The sequence below is a fragment of the Mycobacterium sp. genome (assembly GCF_046330795.1).
In the GTDB taxonomy this organism is placed as follows: Bacteria; Actinomycetota; Actinomycetes; order Mycobacteriales; family Mycobacteriaceae; genus Mycobacterium.
On the sequence record NZ_JAXLSA010000001.1, the window covers coordinates 878,875 to 902,474 of the forward strand.

Sequence of the window (23,600 nt, forward strand, 5' to 3'; positions counted from 1 at the left end):
GGGCTCGACGCACACTGTGCCGTTACACTGCGCATCATGTGGTGCCCGACCGCTTCGCTGACCGTGTGGGCCAACGCGTGGCTCGCCGGCCGGGCCGCCCCGGACGACGTCCTCGACGCGCTATCGCAATGGGCGCCAAGGCATTCGGTTACCGCGTACGATGCCGCCGCGGCCGACGCCACCGGCCTGCCCTGGCCGGACCTCAACGACGCGGGCGCGGTCTCGATGCTCCAGACCCTGCGGACCGCCGCGGGCCCACGCACCAGCCCGGGGCCGGCCCTGTCGCTGGTCCTGCCCGTGCCCGGCGACGTCCGGGGACTGCCCGCGGGAACCACGTTCGCGCGCGACGCGGTGGCCGCCGGCGAGGCGATCGTCGTCAGCGGGGCGACCGGAACGCCGGTCGGCCTGGTGGCCGATCTGGACCACGCCGACGACGAGACCGACTATGCCGAGCCGGATTTCGAACCGTCCCCGGAACTGTGCACGGTGGCCTGGACGGTGTACTCACTGCCCGCCGCGCCGACTCCCGAGCATTTCGACCTCGGCGACGCGGAGTTCGCGCTGCGCTCGGCCGTCCGATCGGCCGCCGATGCGCTGGGCCGGCTGCGCGCCGAGGGGTACGGCATGGGAATCGACGATCCGCGTGGCCTGATCGATCAGTTGGTGGAGTCCACCCTGGCCCACCGGGCCCCCGAGCACGCCCCCGAGCGGGCCATCCGGGTGCTCGAGAATGCGACGCAGGTCGATGCCATCATCACGGTGAGCGCGGGCCTGATGCCGGCGGCCATGCAGTCCTCGTCCGACGCGCAGGGTGCCGGCGACGCGTTGCGCCCATTGGACGCGGTGGTCCGCACGGCCCGATTGGCGGCCGTCAGCGCGATCCTGGATTCAGCCTGGCGTTAGCCGCGCATTCCGGCGTGCAGAAGGCGCCGTCGATGCTCTGTCCGTAACCCGGAACCGACTGAGCCGCAGGCACTCTGGAGGGCTCGCGCCCGGTGCGCAGCTCGTCGACGAGGTCGAGCGCCAGCTCGGCGAACCGAGGCTGGGCGTTGGGCGTGGACGTCCGCGCCAACGTGATGCCGGCCGCTGCGGCGTGCTCCGACAATTCGTTGTCGAGGTCCCACACCACTTCGATGTGGTCGGCCACGAACCCGACCGGACAGACGATCACCGCCCGGGTGCCGCGGGCGGCCAGTGCATCGAGGTGATCGGCGACGTCCGGTTCCAGCCAGGGCACCTGCGGCGGGCCCGACCGGGACTGCCACACCTGGTCGAATTCGCCGTACCCGGATGCGGCCGCCACCAGTGCCGACGTGTGAGCGACCTGCCGCCGGTAGAGGTCGGGCCCGCATCGGTCCCGCGCCCGCTCCGGGATCGAGTGCGCGGTGAAGACGAGTCGCGCCCCGGCCCGCTGCTCGTCCGGGAGGGTGGCCGCGGCGGTGGCGATCGCGTCGGCGAACATCTCGATCAGCAGCGGATGGTCGAAGTAGGACCGCAGCTTGATGAGTTCGGGTGCCGCGGGGCCGGCCGCGGCCCGCGCCCGCGTGATGTCCTCCTGATACTGGGCACACCCGGAGTAGCCACCCCACGCCGAGGTGGCGAACACCGCGGCGCGACGAATCCCGTTGTCCCGCATGGTTGCAACGGCGTCCTCGACGTAGGGCTCCCAGTTGCGGTTGCCGAAGTAGACCGGTAGCTCGGTGCGTGCCCGGATCTGGTCGATCAGGGCCCGGTTGATGCCGTTGATCGGCGAGACGCCGCCGAAGTGCAGATAGTGCTCGGCGACCTGCGCCAACCGCTCGTCGGGGATACCGCGCCCGCGGGTTACGTTGCGCAGGAACGGCATAACCTGGTCCGGCCCCTCCGGGCCGCCGAACGACAGCAGCAGAATCGCCTGGATGTCCGGGGACTGCACGGGGTCTACAAGAGCTGGGTGTGTGCGCCGCCGTCGGCGAAGACGATGGTCCCGGTGGTGGCCGGCAGCCAGTCGGACAGCACCGCGCAGACGGTCTTGGCGACCGGCGTCGGGTCCTTCATGTTCCAGCCGATCGGCGCGCGCTGATCCCAGCCCTGCTCGAGCAGCTGCATCTGCTGGCCGGCCTCCTCGCCGAGGGCGCCGCCGACGATCGCGCTCATCGCCAGCGTCCGGATCGGGCCGGCAGCAACGAGATTCGACCGAACGCCGTACGCGCCGGCCTCCCGCGCGACGAACCGGTTGACCGATTCCAGCGCGCTCTTGGCCACCGTCATCCAGTTGTAGGCCGGCATCGCCCGGGTGGGGTCGAAGTCCATGCCGACGATGCTGCCGCCGGGGTTCATGACGGGCAGGGTGGCCTTGGCCAGCGCGGCGTACGAGTACGCCGAGATGTGGATGCCCTTGGCGACGTCCTCGTAGGGCGCGTCGAAGAAGGGATTGACGCCCATGCCGGTCTGCGGCATGAAGCCGATCGAGTGCACCACGCCGTCGAGCTTGTTGCCCGCGCCGATGACCTCGGTGACCCGGTCGGCCAGGCTGCCCAGGTGCTCCTCGTTCTGGACGTCGAGCTCCAGCAGCGGCGCCTTCTCCGGCAACCGGTCGGCGATGCGCTGGATCAGCTTCATCCGGTCGAATCCGGTGAGCACCAACTCCGCGCCCGCCTCCTGCGCCGCCTTCGCGATGTGGAACGCGATCGAGCTGTCGGTGATGATCCCCGTGACGAGGATGCGCTTACCTTCGAGAAGACCTGCCATTGTGCTGACTCCTTTATCGAAAAGATCTGCTGAGCAAAGACTTTCGGGTCAGTGACCCATGCCCATGCCGCCGTCGACGGGGATCACCGCGCCGGCGATGTAGCCGGCGTCCTCCGACGCCAGGAAGCTGACCGCGCCGGCGACCTCCTCGGCGGTCCCGACCCGCTTGGCCGGGATGAAGTCCAGGGCGCCCTCTTGGATCCGTTCGTCGAGCGCACGGGTCATCTCGGTGTCGATGTAGCCGGGGGCCACGACGTTGGCGGTGACCCCGGCCTTGGACATCTCGCGCGAGATCGAGCGGGCCATGCCGATCAGCCCCGCCTTGGCGGCGGCGTAGTTGGACTGGTTGCCGATCCCCCACATGCCCGAGACCGAGCCGATGAAGATGATCCGGCCGAACCGCTTGCGCTGCATGCTGCGCGACGCCCGCTGGGCCACCCGGAACGCACCGGTGAGGTTGGCGTCGATGACGCTCTCGAACCGCTCTTCGGTCATCCGGATCATGAACGCGTCCTGGGAGATGCCGGCGTTGGACACCAGCACCTCGACCGGGCCCTGGTGCTCCTCGACCTCGGTGAAGGCACGGTCGACGGCCTCGTTGTCGGTGACGTCGCACACGACGCCGAACAGACCCTCGGGCGCCCCGGATCCGCGGTGGGTGACGGCGACCTTGTGCCCGTCGGCGGCCAGCCGCCGTGCGATCGCCAGGCCGATGCCCCGGTTGCCGCCGGTCACCAGGACCGAGCGGGACACGAACGGGGGGCGACCGCCTTCGGACGCCGACGCAGCAGGATCTGTCATGGTCGTCAACCTATCGTCTCGGTATTCGATCGCCGAAATCTGGTTAGCCGGGTAGCCGGCGGTTGATCAGCAGGGCGGCCAGCGCCGCCAGTGCCAGGATCAGCGAGCCCAGTCGCAGCCAGCCCGTGCTCGCGTCGCCCTTGATGGTCTCGTAGCCGATCTGTTGCTGCAGATCCTCGAAGACCTTGTTGAGCTCCTCGAGGTTGGACGCGCTGAACGAGTTGCCGCCGGAGAGTTCGGCCACCTTCTTCAGCGTCTCGTCGTCGACGGGGACGGGCTGACGTTGATCGTTGATGTCCACATATCCGTACGGCGTCCCGAAGGAGATGGTCGAGATCGGCACACCCTGGTCCTTGGCGGTTCGCGCCGCGGTGAACGCGCCCTTGGGATTGTCGGGATTCGACGGCACCGTCTCCTTGCCGTCGGAGAACAGCACGATGCGGGCGGGCGGCGGTTCGTCGCCGCCGCCGATGACCGCGCCGACGGTGGCGATGGCCTGTAGCGCGGTGAAGATGCCTTCGCCGGTGGCGGTGCGGTCGGCCAGCTGCAGCTTGTCGATCGCCGCCTTGGTGGCGTCGCGATTGGTGGTGGGTGAGACGAGGACGGTCGCAGTTCCGGCGTAGGCGATCAGCCCGAGGTTGATGCCGGGGGTCAGTTCCTCGGCGAACTTCTTGGCCGCCTGCTGGGCGGCCGCCAGCCGGCTGGGTTCGACGTCGGTGGCCCGCATCGATTGCGACACGTCGATCGCGAGCATCACGACCGCGCGGTTGCGCGGGATGCGGACGTCATTGGTCGGCCCGGCCATCGCGATGGTGAGCATTGTCAGGGAGGCGATGAGCAGGATGGCGGGCAGGTGTCGCCACCGGTTGGGTCGTTTGGGCGCAACGCTTTCCAGCAGTTCCATGTTCGCAAAGCGCAGGATGCGCTTCTGGCGGGCGAGCTGGGCAACCACGTAGAACACGATCAGCGCCAGCACGGCCAGCAGGAACAGGAAGAACCACGGATGTGCGAAGCCGCGCAGCGACATCGGCCCGAGCAGTGGCAGTGTCATGTGAGAGCTGGTGTCCTCTTCTTTACGTCCATCGGCCGCTGCGCCGCCTACGGGTGCCCGGCCATCGCGCCGCGGCGTCGCGATGCGACGAACCGCACGGTGTCGGCGATCCAGTCATGGTCGGTGCGCAGGGTCATCAGCGGCGCCCCGCAGCGCCGGAGGGTGCGCGCGACCTCGGCACGGTGCGCCTCGGCGGCCTGCGCGAAGTCGTTGCGCAGCTGGGCGTCGATGGTGAACTCGCGGGTGACGCCGGACTCGGTGTCCTGCAGGATGACATCGCCCACATCGGGCAGTTCGACGTCGCGCGGATCGAGCACTTCCACGCCGAGGACCTCATGACGCGCGGCGATGGCGCGCAGCGGCCGCATCCAGTTGATGGGTCCGAGGAAGTCGCTGATGATCACCGCCATGCCGCGGCGCCGTTCGGGACGGCGCAGCGCATCGATGGCCACCGACAGGTCGCCGCGCACGCCCAGCGGCGCGCGTGGGGTGGTGGCAATGGTGCGCAACAGCGTCTGTTCGTGCTGACGCCCGGATCTGGCCGGAACGCGCACGATGTCGCTGCCGTTGGTGATGATCGCGCCGAGACGGTTGCCCCCGCCGCTGTTGAGATAGGTGATCGCCGCGGCGGCGGCCACCGCCAGATCCCGCTTCTCGCATCCGGTGGTGCCGAAGTCCAGGCTGGCCGACATGTCGACCACCAGCCAGGTCTCGAGCTCACGGTCGGCGATCATCTGGCGAACATGTGGATGCGTCGTCCGGGCGGTGACTGACCAGTCCATCCGTCGGACGTCGTCGCCGGGCTGATAGGGCCGCGACTCCCCCGGCTCGGACCCCGGGCCCGGGATCAGGCCCAGGTGGTTGCCGTGCAGCACGCCGTCGAGCTTGCGCTTGACGGTGAGCTCCAGTGTGCGCAGGGCCGCCGAGAGTTTGGGATCGCCGATCTCGCCGCGCTGGAACGACGGCGGGTGCGGCGTGTGCGGTTCGGTCAACGTGCGCTCAGCGGCCGGCGGCAGCCGGTGCGGACTGCGGCGCGGCGGCCCCGGCGCCCACCGGCGGCACCGAATGGCCTTGCTGCGGAACGGCATTCACCTGGGGCAGCGCGACCGTCTGCAGGATGCGGTTGATCACCACTTCCGGCGAGATGTCGTCGGCCAGCGCATCGTAGGTCAGGACCAGCCGGTGCCGGAGCACATCGGGGATGACCTCGATGACGTCCTGCGGGATGACGTAGTCGCGACCGCGCACCAGGGCCAGCGCCCGGGCCGCGGCGATGACGCCGAGCGATGCGCGCGGCGAGGCGCCGAACGCGATCCAGGCCTTGACGTCGGGCATCCCGAACTGCTCGGGCCGCCGCGTCGCGGTGATCACCCGCACCACGTAGTCGACCAGGGCGTGGTGCACGAAGTTGTTGGCCGCCAGGTCCTGCAGCCGGACCAGGTCGCCCGGATCGAGGATCTGCTTGGGCTCCGGCGGGGTGATGCCCATCCGGTAGATGATCTCGCGCTCCTCCTCCGGCGACGGGTAGTCGACGTTGATCTTGAAGAGGAAGCGGTCGCGCTGCGCCTCGGGCAGCGGATAGACGCCCTCGTTCTCGATCGGGTTCTGGGTGGCCATCACCAGGAAGGGCTTGGGGAGCGGGAACGTCTTGCCGCCGATGGAGATCTTGCGCTCGGCCATGACCTCGAGCAGGGCCGACTGCACCTTGGCCGGCGCGCGGTTGATCTCGTCGGCGAGCAGGAAGTTGCACACGACGGGACCGAGTTCGATGTCGAATTCCTCGCGGCCCTGACGGTAGATGCGGGTCCCGATGATGTCGGTGGGCACCAGGTCGGGGGTGAACTGGATGCGGGCGAAGGTGCCGCCGACCACCTTGGCGAAGGTCTCCACGGCCAGGGTCTTGGCCACACCGGGAACACCTTCGAGCAGCACGTGTCCCTTGGCCAGCAGCCCGACCAGGATTCGCTCCACGAGCTGGTCCTGGCCGACGATGATGCGCTTGACCTCGAAGATCGCCCGCTCGAGGGTCTGGACCTCACCGGCGAGTCCGGCCGCAGGAGCCGGCGGGGCGAAGGAGGCCGAGACCCCGGGGGATGCCGAGCCGCTCACCGATCCGGTCGCCGAGGGGGCGGCGTGCGCGCCCGAACTGTAGTTGGGCGACCCACCTGGTGACGTCATCGACAATCCTCCACAAGAGTTACTGCAGTGCTATGGACGTGGCCGCCCGTGCCGGGCCGCCGCCACAACTATTCCAGGCACTTCGGAATCCGTCGACGTGCCCTGACCTTCAGCGGGTCGGGTCGCCGGATCAGCTCTCGATGATCCGGGCCGCGTAGGGCTGCAGACCCGCCGTCCGGACGGGGGCCACCCGAACCGCCGCGCCCGAGGCTTCGAGCACCTGACCGTTGCCCAGGTAGATCGCGACGTGTTGGCCGCCGCCGGGACCCCAGAACAGCAGATCGCCACGCTTGGCCTGCGAGATCGGCACCTTGCGACCGGTGTCGTACTGGTCGCCGGAGTACTTCGGGATCAACACGCCCACACCGGCGAACGAGAACTGGGTCAGGCCGGAGCAGTCGAACCCGACGATATTGGCGCCGTCGCCGACACCGGTGCTGGGACCGGTGGGCTTACCGCCGCCCCAGGAGTACGGGACGCCGATCTGGGAGCCGCCCCGGCGGATGACGTACTCGATGGCCTGCGGCCCACGGACCCGGGCGCCGGGAGCGACACTGGCGGCCTGCGGGGCGACGATCCCCATGCTCTCCAGGAATTTCCGGCCCAGGCTCATGGTGGCCTCGGTGGCCTGTGCGGTCGCGGCCAGCGAGGCGTTGGCGATGGCCAGCGGGTCGCCCGGAGCGCCCGAGCTGAGCAGCTTGGGCAGCGTCGGATCCCACTGGCCGGCATCGTCGGCGACGGCCGGTGACGCGAGGCTGAGCGCGACGGCTGCCGCGACGATCAGCAGGGCCAGCGGCCGCATCCAACGAAAGAGCTTGTGTCGCATGTCCAACCAATCAGTATTCGACGTAGCGCACCACGTAGGGAGTCATGCCGCTGGTGCGCACCGGCGAGATCTTGACGGTGGATCCGGTGTAGGGCGCCTCGAGCATCTGGCCGTTGCCGAGATAGATGGTCACGTGCTGGCTGCCGCCGGGGCCGTAGAAGATGACGTCGCCGCGGCGCATCTGCGACGAGGGGATCTTGCGGCCCATGTTGTACTGCGAGCCCGAGTAGTGCGGCAGCTTGATGCCGACACCGGCGAACGCGTACAGCACCAGGCCCGAGCAGTCGAAGCCGACGGTGCCGGCGCCGGAGTCGATGCCGCGACTGGGCCCGGCCGCGGTGCCGCCGCCCCAGGAGTACGGCACACCCATCTGCGACATACCGCGCTTGATGACGTACTCGACCGCGGTGGACCCGTACGCGAGTGGAATGTTGCTGCCGTCGGTGCTCACCGGATCGGCGGGCAGCAGGCCGATGCCCTGCAGGAACTTCTTGCCGAGGTCGGCGACGAACTGCGCGGCCGTCTGTGCAATGAGCAGGACGGCATTGATGATCTGGATCGGGTCGCCGGAGACGAACGCGCTGGGGATCATCGGCAGCGTCATGTCCCATTCGCTGGCGTCACCGTAGGGCGGCTTCACCCCGCCGTTTCCGGCGCGGTCCCAGTCGGTTGAACCCGAGCCGCCGGCCGGACCCGCGGCCGCGCCCTGCGGTGCCGGGGCTCCCGGGGCGGCGGCCGGCGCGTTGCCCGCGGGGGCCGCGGCGGGCGCCCGGAGTTCCTGGGCCTTGCGGGCCGCGTCGAGCCTGGCCCGCGCCTCGTCGCGCTGTGCGGCGAGTTGGTTGATCTGGGTCTGCTGCTCGGCGAAGGTGTGCTGCGCGGATTTGAGCGACTCGACCGCGGAATCCATGCTGGCCTGCGCATCGGCCGTGGTCCGGTCGGCCTTCTGCTGCGCCAGGCGGGCGACGGACTCCTTGTTGACCTGTTCGGTGCGGGCCTTCTGCAGTCCGGTCATCACCTGGGCCGCACTGGTGGCCAGCGTCTGGCCGGCCGACGCGGTGGCGATGAACTCCTCCGGCGAGGACGCCATCAGATAGGAGGAGCCCGGCCCGTTGACGTACGTGGCCGCGGCGAACGTGTCGAACCGGCGCTGGGCGTCGGTGATCGCGCCGTTGGACGCCGTGACGGCCTGTTGGCTGGCGGCGAGGTCCTTCTTGGCGGCGTCGGCGTTGTCCCGGGCGGTCTGGACGTCGACGATCGCCTTGTTGACGCTCTCCTGCTGGGTCTGCACGGCTGCGCCCAGATCCTGCAGTTTCTGGTTGGCGTCGGCGACGTCGGCGATCAGCGCGGCCAGGCTGTCCGGGGAGTTCCCGGGGCTGGCCGTGGCCACCCCGGGTGTCCCGACAACGAGGGCGACCGTCAACAACGGCGAAAGACCTTGAGCAGGCAGGATGCGTCTCATCGACTCACGACTCCCTCGAAGGCGACCGGGTGGCCCCGAACCAATCAGTCACTGGAGGCTCACCTAAAACAATAGGCATCCTCTGCACCGTACGTCACAATTGTCCCAAGTGAAACTTTTGTCACAAACTACAGGATTGTAATTACTGGGAGTGTGACCGAATGGTTATATTCGAATTTGCGACGAGTTGCCGACAGTGCCTAATTGTCAACCAGGGCAGTATTTTCGGGGGATCCCGAACGTTTGCTAACCACCTGCAGGATTCGTGTTGCGAGGGCCGCCAGGAATACCGCCACGGTCAGGAAGATCGTGAACTCGGTCCACGGGAATATCGGCGTGCCGAGCTGGCTGACGAAATTCTGCGCGGACTGCACCGGGTTGCCCGTGCGGGCCAGATCCTCACCGGCCTCCAGGAGCACCCGGTCGTAGGTGGGACTGTAGGTGCCGGAGAACGACGGGCTCAGCACCAGGACGGTCGACCCCGGGTTGGCCTGGCCGACGACGGTGGCGATGTCGCGCAGCGGCGTGTCGATCGGCGGGTTGACGTCGACCACCACGATCTTGAGATCGATGCCGTCGGCACGGGCGTCGGCGACCACCTGCTCCAGGCCGGGGACGTCCGACTTCGGCGCGCTCACTCCCCCGGCGGCCACCTCGGCCTTGACCGCATCCATGTCGATCTCGGGCGGGATGTAGGCCGGCAGCGGCGATGGCGCCGCGGGAAAGCTGGGGAACGCGGGGATCTCGTGCGGCCCGGACATGCCCAGCAGGCTACGCGACGCCCCGGGCCCCCGGTGGCAGCACGCGCCCGCGAGGAGAAGACTGGTATCCGACGGTCGTCGATCCCCCGCGCACATTGCAGTACGCGCGTACTGTTAAGGTGGGTCCAGGTCGCCGACACAGCCCGTCAGTGACTACGACAAGACGCCGGGAGTTGATGTGACCAGCCAGAATTCGTTCGGAGCAAAAAGCACACTCGAGGTCGGGGACAACAGCTACGAGATCTATCGCCTGGACGCGGTTCCGGGTACCGAGAAGCTTCCCTACAGCCTCAAGGTGCTTGCCGAGAACCTGTTGCGCACCGAGGACGGCGCGAACATCACCAAGGACCACATCGAGGCCATCGCCAACTGGGATCCGACCGCCGAGCCCAGCATCGAGATCCAGTTCACCCCCGCGCGCGTGCTGATGCAGGACTTCACCGGCGTGCCCTGCATCGTCGATCTGGCCACCATGCGCGAGGCCGTCGCGGCCCTCGGCGGTGACCCGGAGAAGGTCAACCCGCTCTCGCCCGCCGAGATGGTCATCGACCACTCGGTGATCCTGGACGTGTTCGGCCGCGCCGACGCTTTCGAGAAGAACGTGGAACTCGAATACGAGCGCAACGGCGAGCGCTACCAGTTCCTGCGCTGGGGCCAGGGCGCGTTCGACGACTTCAAGGTCGTCCCCCCGGGCACCGGAATCGTGCACCAGGTCAACATCGAATACCTGGCCCGGGTGGTGTTCGAACGCGACGGTGTCGCCTACCCGGACACCTGCGTCGGCACCGACAGCCACACCACGATGGAGAACGGCCTGGGCGTGCTGGGCTGGGGCGTCGGCGGTATCGAGGCGGAGGCGGCCATGCTGGGCCAGCCCGTGTCGATGCTCATCCCCCGCGTCGTCGGCTTCAAGCTGACCGGTGAGATCAAGCCCGGCGTCACCGCCACCGACGTGGTGCTCACCGTCACCGACATGCTGCGCAAGCACGGCGTGGTCGGCAAGTTCGTCGAGTTCTACGGCAAGGGTGTGGCCGAGGTGCCGCTGGCCAACCGCGCCACCCTGGGCAACATGAGCCCCGAATTCGGTTCCACCGCAGCGATTTTCCCGATCGACGAAGAGACCATCAACTACCTGCGACTGACCGGCCGCACCGAGGAGCAACTCGCGCTCGTCGAGTCCTATGCCAAGACGCAGGGCATGTGGCACAACCCGGATCGCGAACCGGTGTTCTCCGAGTACCTCGAGCTGGACCTGTCCACCGTCGTGCCCTCGATCTCGGGCCCGAAGCGTCCGCAGGACCGCATCGAGCTGTCCGACGCGAAGAACGCGTTCCGCAAGGACATCCACAACTACGTGGGTGGCGAGGAAGAAGGCTCGGTCCAGACCAACCTCGATGACGCCCTCGACGACAGCTTCCCGGCCTCGGATCCGGCCAAGCTGACCTTCGCCGAGGAGGACGCCATCGTGGTGCACTCGGCGGCGAAGAACTCCAACGGCCGGCCGAGCAAGCCGGTCACGGTGACCTCCGACGAGCGCGGCACGTTCGTACTCGATCACGGCGCCGTCGTCGTCGCGGGCATCACGTCGTGCACCAACACGTCCAACCCGTCGGTGATGCTCGGCGCGGCCCTGCTGGCCAAGAAGGCCGTCGAGAAGGGGCTGACCTCCAAGCCGTGGGTCAAGACGAACATGGCGCCGGGTTCACAGGTGGTCACCGACTACTACAACAAGGCCGGCCTGTGGCCGTACCTGGAGAAGCTGGGCTACTACCTGGGCGGCTACGGCTGCACCACATGCATCGGCAACACCGGCCCGCTGCCCGACGAGATCTCGGCGGCGATCAACGAGAATGACCTGTCGGTGGCCGCGGTGCTGTCGGGCAACCGCAACTTCGAGGGCCGCATCTCCCCCGACGTGAAGATGAACTACCTGGCCTCCCCGCCGCTGGTGATCGCCTATGGCATCGCGGGCACCATGGACTTCGACTTCGAGACCGACCCGCTCGGGCAGGACACCGACGGCAACGACGTCTTCCTGAAGGACATCTGGCCCTCGGCCGCCGAGATCCAGGAGACCATCGCCTCCTCGATCAACCGGGAGATGTTCACCGACAGCTACGCCGACGTGTTCAAGGGCGACGAGCGCTGGCGCTCGCTGCCCACCCCGGAGGGCAACACCTTCAAGTGGGACGACAAGTCCACCTATGTCCGCAAGGCCCCGTACTTCGACGGCATGCCCGCCGAGCCGGAGCCGGTCAGTGACATCAAGGGTGCCAGAGTCCTTGCGCTGTTGGGTGATTCGGTGACCACCGACCACATCAGCCCGGCCGGCTCGATCAAGAAGGGCACCCCGGCCGCCGACTACCTCGAGGCCAACGGCGTTGAGCCCAAGGACTTCAACTCGCTGGGCTCACGGCGCGGCAACCACGAGGTCATGATCCGCGGCACCTTCGCCAACATCCGGCTGCGGAATCAACTGCTCGACGACGTGTCCGGCGGCTACACCCGTGACTTCACCCAGTCCGCTAGTGCGAAGGACGCGCCGCAGGCGTTCATCTACGACGCCTCGCAGAACTACCAGAAGGCCGGCATCCCGCTGGTGGTGTTGGGCGGCAAGGAATACGGGTCCGGCTCTTCCCGGGACTGGGCGGCCAAGGGCACCACGCTGCTCGGCGTGCGCGCGGTCATCACCGAGAGCTTCGAGCGCATCCACCGCTCGAACCTGATCGGCATGGGCGTCATCCCGCTGCAGTTCCCGGCCGGCGAGTCGGCCGCGTCGCTGAAGCTGGACGGCACCGAGACCTTCGACATCACCGGTATCGAGGAGCTCAACAACGGCAAGACGCCCAAGACCGTCAAGGTGACCGCCACCAAGGAGGATGGGTCGAAGGTGGAGTTCGACGCCGTGGTGCGCATCGACACCCCCGGGGAGGCGGACTACTACCGCAACGGCGGCATTCTGCAGTACGTGCTGCGGAACATGCTCGAGTCGTAGCCAGTCCCCCAGCACATGCCCAGAGTCAGCGAGGACCATCTGGCGGCCCGGCGCCGCCAGATCCTCGACGGCGCCCGTCGCTGCTTTGCCGAATACGGCTACGACAAGGCGACGGTGCGCCGCCTGGAACAGACCATCGGCTTGTCGCGGGGGGCGATCTTCCATCACTTCCGGGACAAGGACTCGCTGTTCTTCGAGCTGGCCCGGGAGGACGCCGAGCGGATGGCCGATGTGGCCACCCGCGAGGGCCTGATCCAGGTGATGCGCGATCTGCTGGCGGCGCCGGAACAGTTCGACTGGCTGGCAACGCGTTTGGAGATCGCCCGCAAGCTGCGCAATGACCCGGTGTTCAATCAGGGCTGGGCCGAGCGGTCAGCCGAACTGTCGGCCGCCACGCACGACCGACTGGCCCGGCAGAAGCAGGCCGGCCGGCTGCGTGAGGATGTCCCCGGCGACGTGCTGCAGACCTACCTCGATCTGGTGCTCGACGGTCTGGTGGCCCGGCTGGCATCCGGCGACGATCCGCAGCGGCTGTCGGCCGTCCTCGACCTCGTCGAGGACTCCGTGCGGCAGCGCTGAGTTCCCTGCGCGAGCGGAGTCACACCGGTCTACTGCGGTGATTCGGCCCGCCACGGCTGCGCATGGTCGCACCCGACTCACGCAGCATGCTGTGGATCGAGCCGTACGATCGGCCGGTGGAGGACACCAGCGTTCGGATGCTCGCGCCACGCTCGTAGGCGCTGCGCAGGTCCCGCAGAAGTTGATCGCGTGCTTTGTTCGGCTTCGTCATCGACGACTCCCGGCGTTGGAAAGACCCGACCCTGCCAGGTTAGGGAGCCAGCGCCCGGTCCGGGTCTGAATCACCGGATCTGTTGGTGCACAACGCGATGGGCTACGCCAGTTCGATCAGTTCCCGGTACTCCTCGGACCAGAAGTCCTCGGTGGCGTCCGGCAGCAGCAGCACTCGCTGCGGCGCCAGTGCCTCGGCGGCACCGGGATCGTGGGTCACCAGCACCACCGAGCCCTGGTAGCTGCGCAGCGCGTCGAGCACCTGCTCGCGCGACGCCGGGTCGAGGTTGTTGGTCGGCTCGTCGAGCAGCAGCACATTGGCCGTCGAGGCCACCAGACCCGCCAGCGCCAGCCGGGTCTTCTCGCCGCCGGACAGTGTGCCGGCGGGCTGCTCCAGTTGTGGCCCGGTGAACATGAACGCCCCGAGCAGGCCGCGCAGGTCCTGTTCACCGGTATCCGGTGCGGCGTGGCGGATGTTCTCCCACACCGTTGCGAGGTTGTCCAGGGTGTCGTGCTCCTGCGCGAAATAGCCGATCCGGCAACCATGTCCGGGCTCGATCTGGCCGGCGTCCGGGCTCTCGACGCCCGCCAGGATCCGCAGCAGCGTCGTCTTGCCGGCGCCGTTGAGGCCCAGCACCACCACCCGTGAACCGCGGTCGATCGCCAGGTCGACACCGGTGAACACCTCGAGCGAACCGTAGTTCTTCGTCAGCCCGGACGCGGTCAGCGGGACCCGGCCGCACGGTGCGGGTGTCGGGAACTTGATCCGGGCCACCTTGTCGGCCATTCGCTCGGCGTCGAGCTCGGCCATCATCTTATCGGCGCGGCGCAACATGTTCTGTGCGGCAACGGCTTTGGTGGCCTTGGCGCCCATCTTGGCGGCCTGGGTGCGCAGTGCGGAGGCCTTGCGTTCGGCGTTGGCGCGTTCCCGGCGACGACGTTGCTCGTCGGTGGCGCGGGCGTCGAGGTACTTGTGCCAGCCCATGTTGTACACGTCGGCCTCACCGCGGACGGCGTCGAGGAACCACACCCGGTTGACCACGTCGGCGAGCAGCTCGACGTCGTGGCTGATGACGATCAGACCGCCGGTATGGCTGCTCAGGAAATCGCGCAACCAGCCGATCGAGTCGGCGTCCAGGTGGTTGGTGGGCTCGTCGAGCAGCAGCGTCGTGTTCGCCGCGGCTCCCGCGTCGGATGCGGCGAACAGGATGCGGGACAGCTCGACGCGGCGGCGCTGACCCCCGGAGAGCGTCCGCAACGGCTGGGTCAGCACGCGTTCGGGCAGGCCCAGGCTCGCGCAGATCCGGCCGGCGTCGCTCTCTGCCGCGTAGCCGCCGAGTGCCGAGAACCGTTCCTCCAGTTGTCCATATCGGCGAATTGCCTTGTCGCGGGCGGCATCGTCGGCGACCTCGGCCATCAGCGCCTGTTGCTTCTCCAGGTCGGCCAGCAGCGTGTCCAGCCCGCGAGCCGAGAGCACCCGGTCGCGGGCGAGCACGTCCAAGTCGCCCTCGCGGGGATCCTGTGGCAGGTATCCGACGTCACCGGTGCGGGTGACCGTACCCGCGTACGGTTCGCCCTCCCCGGCCAGGATCCGCATGGTCGTGGTCTTGCCGGCGCCGTTGCGGCCCACCAGGCCGATGCGGTCACCGGGCTGTACCCGCAGGGCCGCGCCCTCGACGGCCAGTAGCGTGCGCGCGCCGGCGCGGACCTCGAGGTCCGTTGCGGTTATCAAGGGCGAAACTCCTGGCTACTTCTCGTCGGTGAAGACCGGCGGGCGCCCCTCGGCGCGCGCTTTCACCGCTTCTTCGAAGTTTGAGGTGAGCAGGCGTACGTAGAGTTGGCCCAGGCCTTCTGCCTGCATGTGCCCCTCCAGGCTACCGGCGTCCAGTCCGGTCCACAGTGTGCGCTTGGTCAACTCGACGCCGGGGCGGGAGAACGCGGCGATCCGCTCGGCCATCTCGTAACAGGTGTCGAGCAACTCGGCGTCGGGCACGTGCCGCGACACCAGTCCGATCCGCCCGGCCTCGGCGGCGTCGACGTCGCGGCCGGTGAGCATCAGCTCGAACGCGCGCGACGTGCCGATGGCGCGCGGCAACAGGTAGCTCAGCCCCAGCTCGCTGGCGGTCAACCCGTTGTTGATCCCGGCGGCCCGGAAATAGGCGCCGTCCGCCGCGACCCTGATGTCACAGGCCAGCGCCAGGCACAACCCGCCCCCGATCGCGGCGCCGTTGACCGCGGCGATCACCGGCTGGTGCATCTTGCGCAGGCCCAGGATGACGTCGTCGAGGACCTGCATCGACCGCAGGCCGAAGCCGGGCCGGGTCAGACCCTGCACATGCGGGATGCTGCCGGCGGACTTGTGGTCGGCACCGGAGGAAAAGCCCCGGCCGGCCCCGGTCAGCACAACAGCGCGAACATCGTTGTCGTCGGTGAGTTCGTCGAGCACGTCCCGCAACGGCAGCATCACGTCGAACGCCATCGAGTTCATCCGCTCGGGACGGTTCAGCGTCACCAGCGCCACATGTGGGCGCGGCCGGTCGACCAGGACGTATTCGGAACGCACGGACAGCACGCTATCGCGCGCCGGGATCAGACTTCGTCGGCGCCCTGGGATTGCTGCGCGGCGGCGGCCGCTTCAACGTCGAACTCCTTGACCTGTTGGATCAACTGCTCGAGCGCGGCAGGCGGCAGCGCACCGGCCTGGTTGAAGACCAGGTTGCCCTTCTTGAACGCCATCAGGGTCGGGATCGAACGGATCTGCGCGGCCGACGCCAGTTCCTGCTCCGCCTCGGTGTCCACCTTGGCGAAAACGATGTCGGGATGGTTCTCCGACGCCTTGGTGAACGTCGGCGCGAACGCCCGGCACGGGCCGCACCACGACGCCCAGAAATCCACCAGCACGATGTCGTTGCCGTTGATGGTGTCGTTGAATTGCGCAGCGGTGAGGTCTTGGGTAGCCACGGTTCTCCTAACGCCGGTCTCGGCGCCATTGTTCCCCGTCAGGTCAGTGCGTACACCCGGATCCAGTCGACGAGCATCGTCGCAGGCAACTCGGAGGACGCGTCCAGTCGCCGCCCTGCCTCGTAATCGGGCTGGTCCGGACGCAATGCGCGCGTTCGGCCCCACCCGGGGCGTCGCCGCGAGTAGTCCGGGGCCGATGACAGGTAACCCGCTACGCACGAGCGGGGCCGGCACAGCCCGCACGATGGCGGCGTACCCCCGTCAACGCCACCCCCAGGAGCACGCCATGAAGGAAGAAGACATCACCCCGACCTCGATGGTCCTCGCGCTGAAGCGCGCCGCGCGGATCGCCGCCGCGATACCCGACGAGGTCGAGATAATCCGCGACCTGACGATCGAACAACTCAAGACCGGACCGAGGGTGACCAACGAGAACGGCTGGGCCCACCTGAGCGAGCACCTGGCGCACCTGGTACCGACCATCCTCAGCGATCCGATCCTCAGCGACCTCGGCACCAAGCTCAACGCCGAGAACGCCCGGATCGAGGAGCGTGAGCATCAGGCCCAGCACGTCGGGGTCGCGACCGCACTGGTCGCGGGCGGGACGGCCGTGGCCGCCTATCTGTTGATCGTTGCCGCAGCCGGCGCCTACTGCACCGACGGGCCGTACCCGGAGCCCGGTGAGTCGCTGCCGGCCAAGTGTGTCTGACGTCAGACGGTGAAACCCAAGGCCCGCAACTGTTCCCGGCCGTCGTCGGTGATCTTGTCCGGACCCCACGGCGGGTTCCACACCCAGTTCAGCTTGATCTCCTGAACCAGCCCGGCGCCCACCAGCGCGGTGCGGGTCTGGTCCTCGATGACATCGGTCAGCGGACAGGCGGCGGACGTCAGCGTCATGTCGATGAGCGCCACGGTGCCGGACTCGCCCTGTTCGAGGTCCAGCCCGTACAGCAGCCCGAGGTCGACGACGTTGATGCCGAGTTCGGGATCGACGACGTCGTGCATGGCCTCCTCGACGTCGGCGAGCAGTTCGTCGTTCGCGGTCTCACTCATCTGCGGTCTCCTTCGCCTTGCCCAGTGCGTCATCGATGGCGCCGGCCTGTGCCAGCGCGGCCTTGAATGCCATCCAGCCGAGCAGCGCGCACTTCACCCGGGCCGGATACTTCGCCACCCCGGCGAACGCGATGCCGTCACCGATCAGATCCTCGTCACCCTCGACGGCGCCCCGGGACGAGATCATCTCGGTGAAGGCGCCGACGGTCTTCAGCGCGTCCCCGATGTTCTGCCCGATCACCTGGTCGGCCAGCACCGAGGTGGCCGCCTGGCTGATCGAACAACCCTGCCCGTCGTAGGACACATCGGTCACGGTCTCGCCGTCCTCGGACAACGTGACGCGCAAGGTGACCTCATCGCCGCAGGTGGGGTTCACCTGGAAGGACTCACCGGCGAACGGTTCGCGCAGGCCCCGGTGATGCGGATGCTTGTAGTGGTCCAGGATCACGTCCTGGTACATCTGTTCCATTCTCACGCGAAGAACTCCACCGCACGGCGGACCCCGGCCACCAACCGGTCGACCTCGTCGAGGGTGTTGTAGACCGCGAACGACGCCCGCGCGGTGGCATTGATGCCATAGCGGCGGTGCAGCGGCCACGCGCAGTGGTGCCCGACCCGGACCGCGACGCCCTCGTCGTCCAGAACCTGGCCCACATCGTGGGCGTGCACGCCGTCGACCACGAATGACACCGGCGAACCTCGGCCCACCAGCGACGTCGGCCCCACGATCCGGACCGCCGGGATCCCCGCCAGGCCATCCAGCGCAGCGGCCACCAGCTGGGCCTCGTGCTGCTCGACCGCATCCATCCCGATTGCACTCAGATACCGTGCGGCAGCGGCCAGCCCGACCACCTGGGAGGTCATTGGGGTGCCGGCCTCGAACCGCTGCGGGGCCGGTGCATACGTGGCGCCCGCCATCGTGACCGTTTCGATCATCGAGCCACCGGTCAGGAACGGCGGCATCTCGGCCAGTAATTCGCGGCGGCCGTAGAGCACGCCGATGCCGGTGGGCCCGAGCATCTTGTGGCCGGAGAACGCGGCGAAATCCACGCCGAGCGCATGGAGATCCACCGGCTGGTGCGGCACCGATTGGCAGGCGTCCAGCACCGTCAGGGCGCCGACCGCCTGCGCGCGCTGCACCAACGTGCCGACCGGAGCGATCGTGCCGGTGACATTCGAATGGTGGCTGAAGGCAACAACTTTGACCCGGGAGTCCAGTTCGAGAGAATCGATGTCGATGCGGCCCTCGCCATCGAGGCCGAACCATTTCAGTTCCGCCCCGGTGCGCCGGCAGAGCTCCTGCCAGGGAATCAGATTGGCGTGGTGTTCGAGTTCCGTGGTGACGATAACGTCGCCGGGCCCGACGACACGATCGAATCGGTTGTCCCCCAGCACGTACGACACCAGGTTGATCGCCTCGGTGGCGTTCTTGGTGAACACCAGTTCGTCGGCGTCGGCGCCGACGAACGCCGCGATATCGGCCCGGCCCTGTTCGTATGCGTCGGTGGCCTCCTCCATCAACTGGTGCGCACCGCGATGCACCGCGCCGTTGGAGGTCAACAGGAACTCCCGCTCGGCATCCAGCACCTGCAGGGGCTTCTGCGAGGTGGCGCCGGAATCCAGGTACGCCAACTGCTTCCCACCGCGCATCACCCGGCTCAGGATCGGGAAATTCGCGCGGATCCCCGTCACATCCAGGTCCACCGACGCCGTCATGTCAGGCTCCCGCGGCCGCCTGGGTGAAGCGCACGTAGCCATTCTCCTCGAGTTCGTCGGCCAGTTCCGGGCCGCCCGACTCGACGATGCGGCCATCGACGAACACGTGCACGAACTGCGGCTGGATGTAGCGCAGGATCCGGGTGTAGTGCGTGATGAGCAGGACGCCGCCGTGCTCCGCCTCCGCATATCGGTTGACGCCCTCGCTGACCACCCGCAGCGCGTCGACATCCAGGCCCGAGTCGGTCTCGTCCAGGATCGCGATCTTGGGCTTGAGCAGGCTCAGCTGCAGGATCTCGTGGCGCTTCTTCTCGCCGCCCGAGAAGCCCTCGTTGACGCTTCGCTCACCGAAGGCCGAATCGATCTCCAGCTCGCCCATGGCGGCCTTGACCTCTTTGACCCAGTTCCGCAGCTTGGGCGCCTCACCGCGCACGGCGGTGGCGGCGGTGCGCAGGAAGTTCGACATCGAGACGCCCGGCACCTCGACGGGGTACTGCATGGCCAGGAAGAGCCCGGCCCGTGCACGTTCGTCGACACTCATGTCCAGGACGTTCTGCCCGTCCAGGGTGATCGACCCGGAGGTCACGGTGTACTTGGGATGCCCGGCGATGGCGTAGGACAGTGTCGACTTGCCGGAGCCGTTGGGGCCCATGACCGCATGGGTCTCCCCCGACTTCACGGTCAGGTTGACGCCCTTGAGAATGGGCACCTCGTCACCTTCCGGTGAGAACACCGAAGCGTGCAGGTCTTTGATTTCCAGAGTGGTCATGGCTAGTTGCTTCTCGATTCGGTGGTCTCGGTCTTGTGCAGTTCTGTCTCAATGGCTTCGGTCAGGCGCTCGCGCACCGCGGGCACGGTGATCTTCGCGATGATCTCGTTGAAGAATCCGCGCACCAGCAGACGGCGGGCCTGGTCCTGCGGGATGCCGCGGGCCTGCAGGTAGAACAGCTGCTGATCGTCGAACCGCCCAGTGGCACTGGCGTGTCCGGCACCCACGATCTCGCCGGTCTCGATCTCCAGGTTGGGCACCGAATCGGCGCGCGCTCCGTCGGTCAGCACCAGGTTGCGATTGACCTCGAAGGTGTCGGTTCCGGTGGCCTCGGCTCGGATCAGCACATCGCCGATCCACACGGTGTGCGCATCGGGCTTCTGCGAATTCGGATCCCCTTGCAGCGCACCCTTGTACAGCACGTCGGACTTGCAGTTGGGCACCGCGTGGTCGACCAGCAGCCGGGACTCGAAGAACTGCCCGTCGTCGGCGAAGTAGGTGCCCAGCAGCTGCGCCTCACCGCCGGGCGCGGTGAACCGCACGTTGGCCGAGGTCCGCACCACATCGCCGCCGAGGGTCACGTTCACATGCCCGAACCGGGCGTCGCGGCCCAGCTTGGCGTGGTGCGCGCTGACGTGCACCATGTCGTCGGCCCAGTCGGAGATCCAGATGACCCCCAGGGCCGCCGAATCGCCCACGATCAGTTCCAGGTTGTCGGCGTAGGTGCCGCTACCGCGCAGGTCGACGACGACGATGGCGCGCGCGAGTTCCTCGACACGGATCTGCAGGTGCCCGTAGGCCACCTTCCCCTCGCCGGGCCCGTCGATGACAACCTTGATGGTGTGCTCCACCTCGGTGCCGCGCGCAACGGTCACGATGGTGGCCCGCTCGAACGACGAATACGCCTGGGCGGCAACGCGGTCCGCCGGCACGCCGGCCTGACCGAGACGCTCGTCGTCGCGGCCGACGGTCTCCACGGTGACACCCGGCTGGTCGGTCACCGTGACGGTGGCGTGTCCGGTCGCGGTGGCGGTGCCGTCGTGCAGGCCGCGCAGCCGCCGCAGCGGGGTAAACCGCCACAGCTCATCGCGGCCGCCCGGCACCTCGAACGCGTTGACGTCGAACGAGGAGAACAGCTCGCCCTTGTTGGTCGCGACGCCCTCTGCCGCTTCTGTCAGATTGCTCACCTAGCCGACCGCGCCTTCCATCTGCAGCTCGATGAGCCGGTTCAGTTCCAGCGCATACTCCATCGGCAGTTCCTTGGCGATGGGCTCGACGAACCCGCGGACCACCATTGCCATGGCCTCGTCCTCGGTCAGGCCGCGGCTCATCAGATAGAACATCTGGTCCTCGCTGACCTTCGACACGGTGGCCTCGTGGCCCATCGTGACGTCGTCCTCACGGATGTCGACGTAGGGGTAGGTGTCGGAGCGGCTGATCGTATCGACCAGCAGCGCATCGCATTTCACCGATGAGCGCGACCCGTGCGCACCCTTGTTCACCTGCACCAGCCCGCGGTAGGACGCACGGCCGCCGCCGCGGGCCACCGACTTGGACACGATGTTGCTGCTCGTGTTGGGCGCGAGGTGCAGCATCTTGGCGCCGGTGTCCTGATGCTGACCCTCGCCGGCGAACGCCACCGAGAGCACCTCGCCCTTGGCGTGCTCGCCGGTCATCCAGACGGCCGGGTACTTCATGGTGACCTTCGAGCCGATGTTGCCGTCGATCCACTCCATGGTGGCGCCGGCCTCGGCCCGGGCCCGCTTGGTGACCAGGTTGTAGACGTTGTTCGACCAGTTCTGGATGGTCGTATAGCGAACGCGCGCTCCACGTTTGACGATGATCTCGACCACCGCGCTGTGCAGCGAGTCGCTCTTGTAGATGGGCGCGGTACACCCTTCCACGTAGTGGACGTACGAATCCTCGTCGGCGATGATCAACGTCCGCTCGAACTGGCCCATGTTCTCGGTGTTGATCCGGAAGTAGGCCTGCAGCGGGATGTCGACCCGCACACCCGGCGGGACGTAGATGAACGAACCACCCGACCACACCGCGGTGTTGAGGGCGGAGAATTTGTTGTCGCCGGCCGGAATCACGGTGCCGAAGTGCTTCTGGAAGATCTCCGGGTGTTCCTTCAGGCCGCTGTCGGTGTCGAGGAAGATGACGCCCTGCGCCTCCAGATCCTCCCGGATCTGGTGGTAGACCACCTCGGATTCGTACTGGGCGGCCACGCCTGCGACCAGTCGCTGCTTCTCCGCCTCGGGGATCCCCAGCCGGTCATAGGTGTTCTTGATGTCCTCCGGCAGTTCCTCCCAGGACGTCGCCTGCTTCTCGGTGGACCGCACGAAGTACTTGATGTTGTCGAAGTCGATGCCCTCGAGGTTGGAGCCCCAATTCGGCATCGGCTTCTTGCCGAAGGTCCGCAGCGCCTTCAGCCGGGTCTCGAGCATCCAGTCGGGTTCGTTCTTCTTCGCCGAGATGTCCCGGACCACGGCCTCGGAGAGCCCACGCTGGGCGGCCGCGCCGGCGGCGTCGGAGTCGGACCAGCCATAGCCGTAATTTCCCAACGCGGCGATGGTCTCGTCCTGGCTCAACCCAGAAGGCTGTACCTCCGGTGTGAGTGTCATTGCGACACACTCCTTCTGATCCTGTGTTGGCTCCGGCGCGGGCTGAGTGCCGGAGGTGGTGCTACTGGTGTCCGGCCGGATTCAGCGGGACGTGGGTGGTACACGCGAAGTCGCCGTTGGCGATGGTCGCCAGCCGCTGGACATGGGTGCCCAGCACCTCGGCCATGGCCTCCTGCTCCGCTTCGCACAGTTCCGGGAACTCCTCGGCGACGTGGGAGACCGGGCAGTGGTGCTGGCAGATCTGCACACCCTTGATCGGGCCACCCACCCGAGTGGTGCTGGTGGCGTAGCCCGCGTTGCTCAGCGCGTCGGCGATGCGGTCGGCCGCGGCCTCGACCTCCCCGTCGTCGTGCGAGACGACCCGTGGCACGTCGGCCAGGATCGTGTCGATGCGCCGGCGCGCGAAGGTGTGGATGGCCGCGTCGCCGCCGATCTCGCGCAGCTGGCGCATGGCCGCCGAGGCCAGGTCGTCGTAGGTGTGCTCGAGCTTGGCCCGGCCTGCGGCGGTCATCCGGTACCGCTTGGCCGGACGGCCCCGGCCCTCCTGCTGCCAGGCCGCCGCGGCGTGCGCCTCGGCGTCGCCCGCGTCGATCAGTGCATCGAGGTGCCGGCGGACACCGGCGGCGGAGATCCCGAGCTGCTCACCGATGTGGCTCGCGGTGACGGGGCCGGACTCCAGCAGCAGCCGGATGATGGAACCGCGGGTGTGACCATCCTGAGCGGGCGCGGCGTCAGCGGCGCGCACAACCTCCGAGCGGATTTTCACAACACCAGTGTGACGCAATTCCCAGAGTGAATCCAGCAAGGGCAACCTAACTACCCACTGTTGGCGTCGTCACACTTCAACGGCCGTCGGGAGCCGCCCTGATGGCCGGTTACGCTGC

General features: G+C 67.9%; 24 protein-coding genes. 4 read left to right on the forward strand and 20 right to left on the reverse strand.

All coding sequences use genetic code 11. The features are described 5' to 3' along the window. Window positions 1–36: 36 nt before the first annotated feature. Window positions 37–903, forward strand: coding sequence for an Rv1486c family protein (locus tag U0R18_RS04125; RefSeq protein WP_526366204.1), 867 nt, complete (start codon window positions 37–39; stop codon window positions 901–903). Here the strand turns inward: U0R18_RS04125 and U0R18_RS04130 are convergent. From U0R18_RS04130 to U0R18_RS04170, 9 genes are all read right to left on the reverse strand, one after another. Beyond that, window positions 872–1,915 (reverse strand): ferrochelatase, encoded by a 1,044-nt coding sequence (locus tag U0R18_RS04130; RefSeq protein ID WP_526366206.1) that lies wholly within the window; start codon window positions 1,913–1,915, stop codon window positions 872–874. The two genes, U0R18_RS04125 and U0R18_RS04130, sit on opposite strands and share 32 nt — an antisense overlap. Before the next feature lie 5 nt (window positions 1,916–1,920). After that, window positions 1,921–2,730, reverse strand: coding sequence for an NADH-dependent enoyl-ACP reductase InhA (gene inhA / locus U0R18_RS04135; protein WP_526366208.1), 810 nt, complete (start codon window positions 2,728–2,730; stop codon window positions 1,921–1,923). A 48-nt stretch (window positions 2,731–2,778) separates the two neighbouring features. Continuing rightward, the gene (gene fabG1 / locus U0R18_RS04140; protein WP_526366211.1) at window positions 2,779–3,531 is read right to left on the reverse strand and encodes a 3-oxoacyl-ACP reductase FabG1; all 753 of its coding nucleotides are present in this window, start codon (window positions 3,529–3,531) and stop codon (window positions 2,779–2,781) included. 43 nt (window positions 3,532–3,574) lie between these two features. Continuing rightward, window positions 3,575–4,582 (reverse strand): vWA domain-containing protein, encoded by a 1,008-nt coding sequence (locus U0R18_RS04145; protein ID WP_526366213.1) that lies wholly within the window; start codon window positions 4,580–4,582, stop codon window positions 3,575–3,577. 47 nt (window positions 4,583–4,629) lie between these two features. Beyond that, window positions 4,630–5,574 (reverse strand): DUF58 domain-containing protein, encoded by a 945-nt coding sequence (locus U0R18_RS04150; protein WP_526366215.1) that lies wholly within the window; start codon window positions 5,572–5,574, stop codon window positions 4,630–4,632. A 7-nt stretch (window positions 5,575–5,581) separates the two neighbouring features. Then, a complete protein-coding gene (gene moxR1, locus U0R18_RS04155) occupies window positions 5,582–6,760 on the reverse strand; it encodes a chaperone MoxR1 (RefSeq protein WP_526366217.1) in 1,179 nt (392 codons plus the stop codon). A gap of 130 nt (window positions 6,761–6,890) precedes the next feature. After that, window positions 6,891–7,586, reverse strand: a complete 696-nt coding sequence (ripB, locus tag U0R18_RS04160; RefSeq protein ID WP_526366219.1) for an NlpC/P60 family peptidoglycan endopeptidase RipB — start codon at window positions 7,584–7,586, stop codon at window positions 6,891–6,893. A 10-nt stretch (window positions 7,587–7,596) separates the two neighbouring features. Further along, window positions 7,597–9,045, reverse strand: coding sequence for an NlpC/P60 family peptidoglycan endopeptidase RipA (gene ripA, locus U0R18_RS04165; protein WP_526366221.1), 1,449 nt, complete (start codon window positions 9,043–9,045; stop codon window positions 7,597–7,599). Window positions 9,046–9,245: 200 nt separating this feature from the next. Continuing rightward, complete coding sequence (locus tag U0R18_RS04170) at window positions 9,246–9,806, reverse strand: Rv1476 family membrane protein (protein ID WP_526366223.1); 561 nt, start codon at window positions 9,804–9,806, stop codon at window positions 9,246–9,248. Window positions 9,807–9,984: 178 nt separating this feature from the next. Here U0R18_RS04170 and acnA point away from each other — a divergent pair, with 178 nt between their 5' ends. Both acnA and U0R18_RS04180 read left to right on the forward strand, forming a co-directional pair. After that, window positions 9,985–12,801, forward strand: coding sequence for an aconitate hydratase AcnA (gene acnA / locus U0R18_RS04175; protein ID WP_526366225.1), 2,817 nt, complete (start codon window positions 9,985–9,987; stop codon window positions 12,799–12,801). Between the two features lie 15 nt (window positions 12,802–12,816). After that, the gene (locus U0R18_RS04180; protein ID WP_526366227.1) at window positions 12,817–13,380 is read left to right on the forward strand and encodes a TetR/AcrR family transcriptional regulator; all 564 of its coding nucleotides are present in this window, start codon (window positions 12,817–12,819) and stop codon (window positions 13,378–13,380) included. Window positions 13,381–13,399: 19 nt separating this feature from the next. On the opposite strand, the gene U0R18_RS04185 is transcribed toward U0R18_RS04180, so the two are convergent. The 4 genes from U0R18_RS04185 to trxA all read right to left on the reverse strand — a co-directional run bounded on the left by U0R18_RS04185 (window position 13,400) and on the right by trxA (window position 16,551). Beyond that, on the reverse strand, window positions 13,400–13,591 hold the full coding sequence (locus tag U0R18_RS04185) for a helix-turn-helix domain-containing protein (RefSeq protein ID WP_526366229.1): 192 nt from the start codon (window positions 13,589–13,591) through the stop codon (window positions 13,400–13,402). Between the two features lie 102 nt (window positions 13,592–13,693). Beyond that, window positions 13,694–15,322: an ABC-F family ATP-binding cassette domain-containing protein gene (locus U0R18_RS04190; protein ID WP_526366231.1), complete on the reverse strand. Its 1,629-nt coding sequence runs from the start codon at window positions 15,320–15,322 to the stop codon at window positions 13,694–13,696. Between the two features lie 15 nt (window positions 15,323–15,337). Continuing rightward, window positions 15,338–16,183, reverse strand: a complete 846-nt coding sequence (locus tag U0R18_RS04195) for an enoyl-CoA hydratase (RefSeq protein ID WP_526367410.1) — start codon at window positions 16,181–16,183, stop codon at window positions 15,338–15,340. Then, window positions 16,180–16,551 (reverse strand): thioredoxin, encoded by a 372-nt coding sequence (gene trxA, locus U0R18_RS04200; protein ID WP_526366233.1) that lies wholly within the window; start codon window positions 16,549–16,551, stop codon window positions 16,180–16,182. The genes U0R18_RS04195 and trxA overlap by 4 nt, the downstream gene beginning before the upstream one ends. A gap of 286 nt (window positions 16,552–16,837) precedes the next feature. Here trxA and U0R18_RS04205 point away from each other — a divergent pair, with 286 nt between their 5' ends. Continuing rightward, complete coding sequence (locus U0R18_RS04205) at window positions 16,838–17,260, forward strand: hypothetical protein (protein ID WP_526366235.1); 423 nt, start codon at window positions 16,838–16,840, stop codon at window positions 17,258–17,260. A 2-nt stretch (window positions 17,261–17,262) separates the two neighbouring features. Here U0R18_RS04205 and U0R18_RS04210 read toward each other — a convergent pair whose 3' ends face one another. The 7 genes from U0R18_RS04210 to U0R18_RS04240 form a co-directional block, all read right to left on the reverse strand. After that, window positions 17,263–17,604: a metal-sulfur cluster assembly factor gene (locus U0R18_RS04210; protein ID WP_526366237.1), complete on the reverse strand. Its 342-nt coding sequence runs from the start codon at window positions 17,602–17,604 to the stop codon at window positions 17,263–17,265. Beyond that, window positions 17,597–18,073, reverse strand: a complete 477-nt coding sequence (gene sufU, locus U0R18_RS04215; protein ID WP_526367412.1) for a Fe-S cluster assembly sulfur transfer protein SufU — start codon at window positions 18,071–18,073, stop codon at window positions 17,597–17,599. The genes U0R18_RS04210 and sufU overlap by 8 nt, the downstream gene beginning before the upstream one ends. A gap of 2 nt (window positions 18,074–18,075) precedes the next feature. Then, window positions 18,076–19,320 carry a cysteine desulfurase gene (locus tag U0R18_RS04220; protein WP_526366239.1) on the reverse strand — a complete coding sequence of 415 codons (1,245 nt, stop codon included), beginning with the start codon at window positions 19,318–19,320 and terminating at the stop codon, window positions 18,076–18,078. Between the two features lies 1 nt (window position 19,321). Next, window positions 19,322–20,089 (reverse strand): Fe-S cluster assembly ATPase SufC, encoded by a 768-nt coding sequence (sufC, locus tag U0R18_RS04225; protein ID WP_526366241.1) that lies wholly within the window; start codon window positions 20,087–20,089, stop codon window positions 19,322–19,324. 2 nt (window positions 20,090–20,091) lie between these two features. Next, window positions 20,092–21,276 carry a Fe-S cluster assembly protein SufD gene (sufD, locus tag U0R18_RS04230; protein WP_526366243.1) on the reverse strand — a complete coding sequence of 395 codons (1,185 nt, stop codon included), beginning with the start codon at window positions 21,274–21,276 and terminating at the stop codon, window positions 20,092–20,094. Next, a complete protein-coding gene (gene sufB, locus U0R18_RS04235) occupies window positions 21,277–22,716 on the reverse strand; it encodes a Fe-S cluster assembly protein SufB (protein ID WP_526366245.1) in 1,440 nt (479 codons plus the stop codon). 61 nt (window positions 22,717–22,777) lie between these two features. After that, complete coding sequence (locus U0R18_RS04240) at window positions 22,778–23,527, reverse strand: helix-turn-helix transcriptional regulator (protein ID WP_526366247.1); 750 nt, start codon at window positions 23,525–23,527, stop codon at window positions 22,778–22,780. Between the last annotated feature and the right edge of the window lie 73 nt (window positions 23,528–23,600).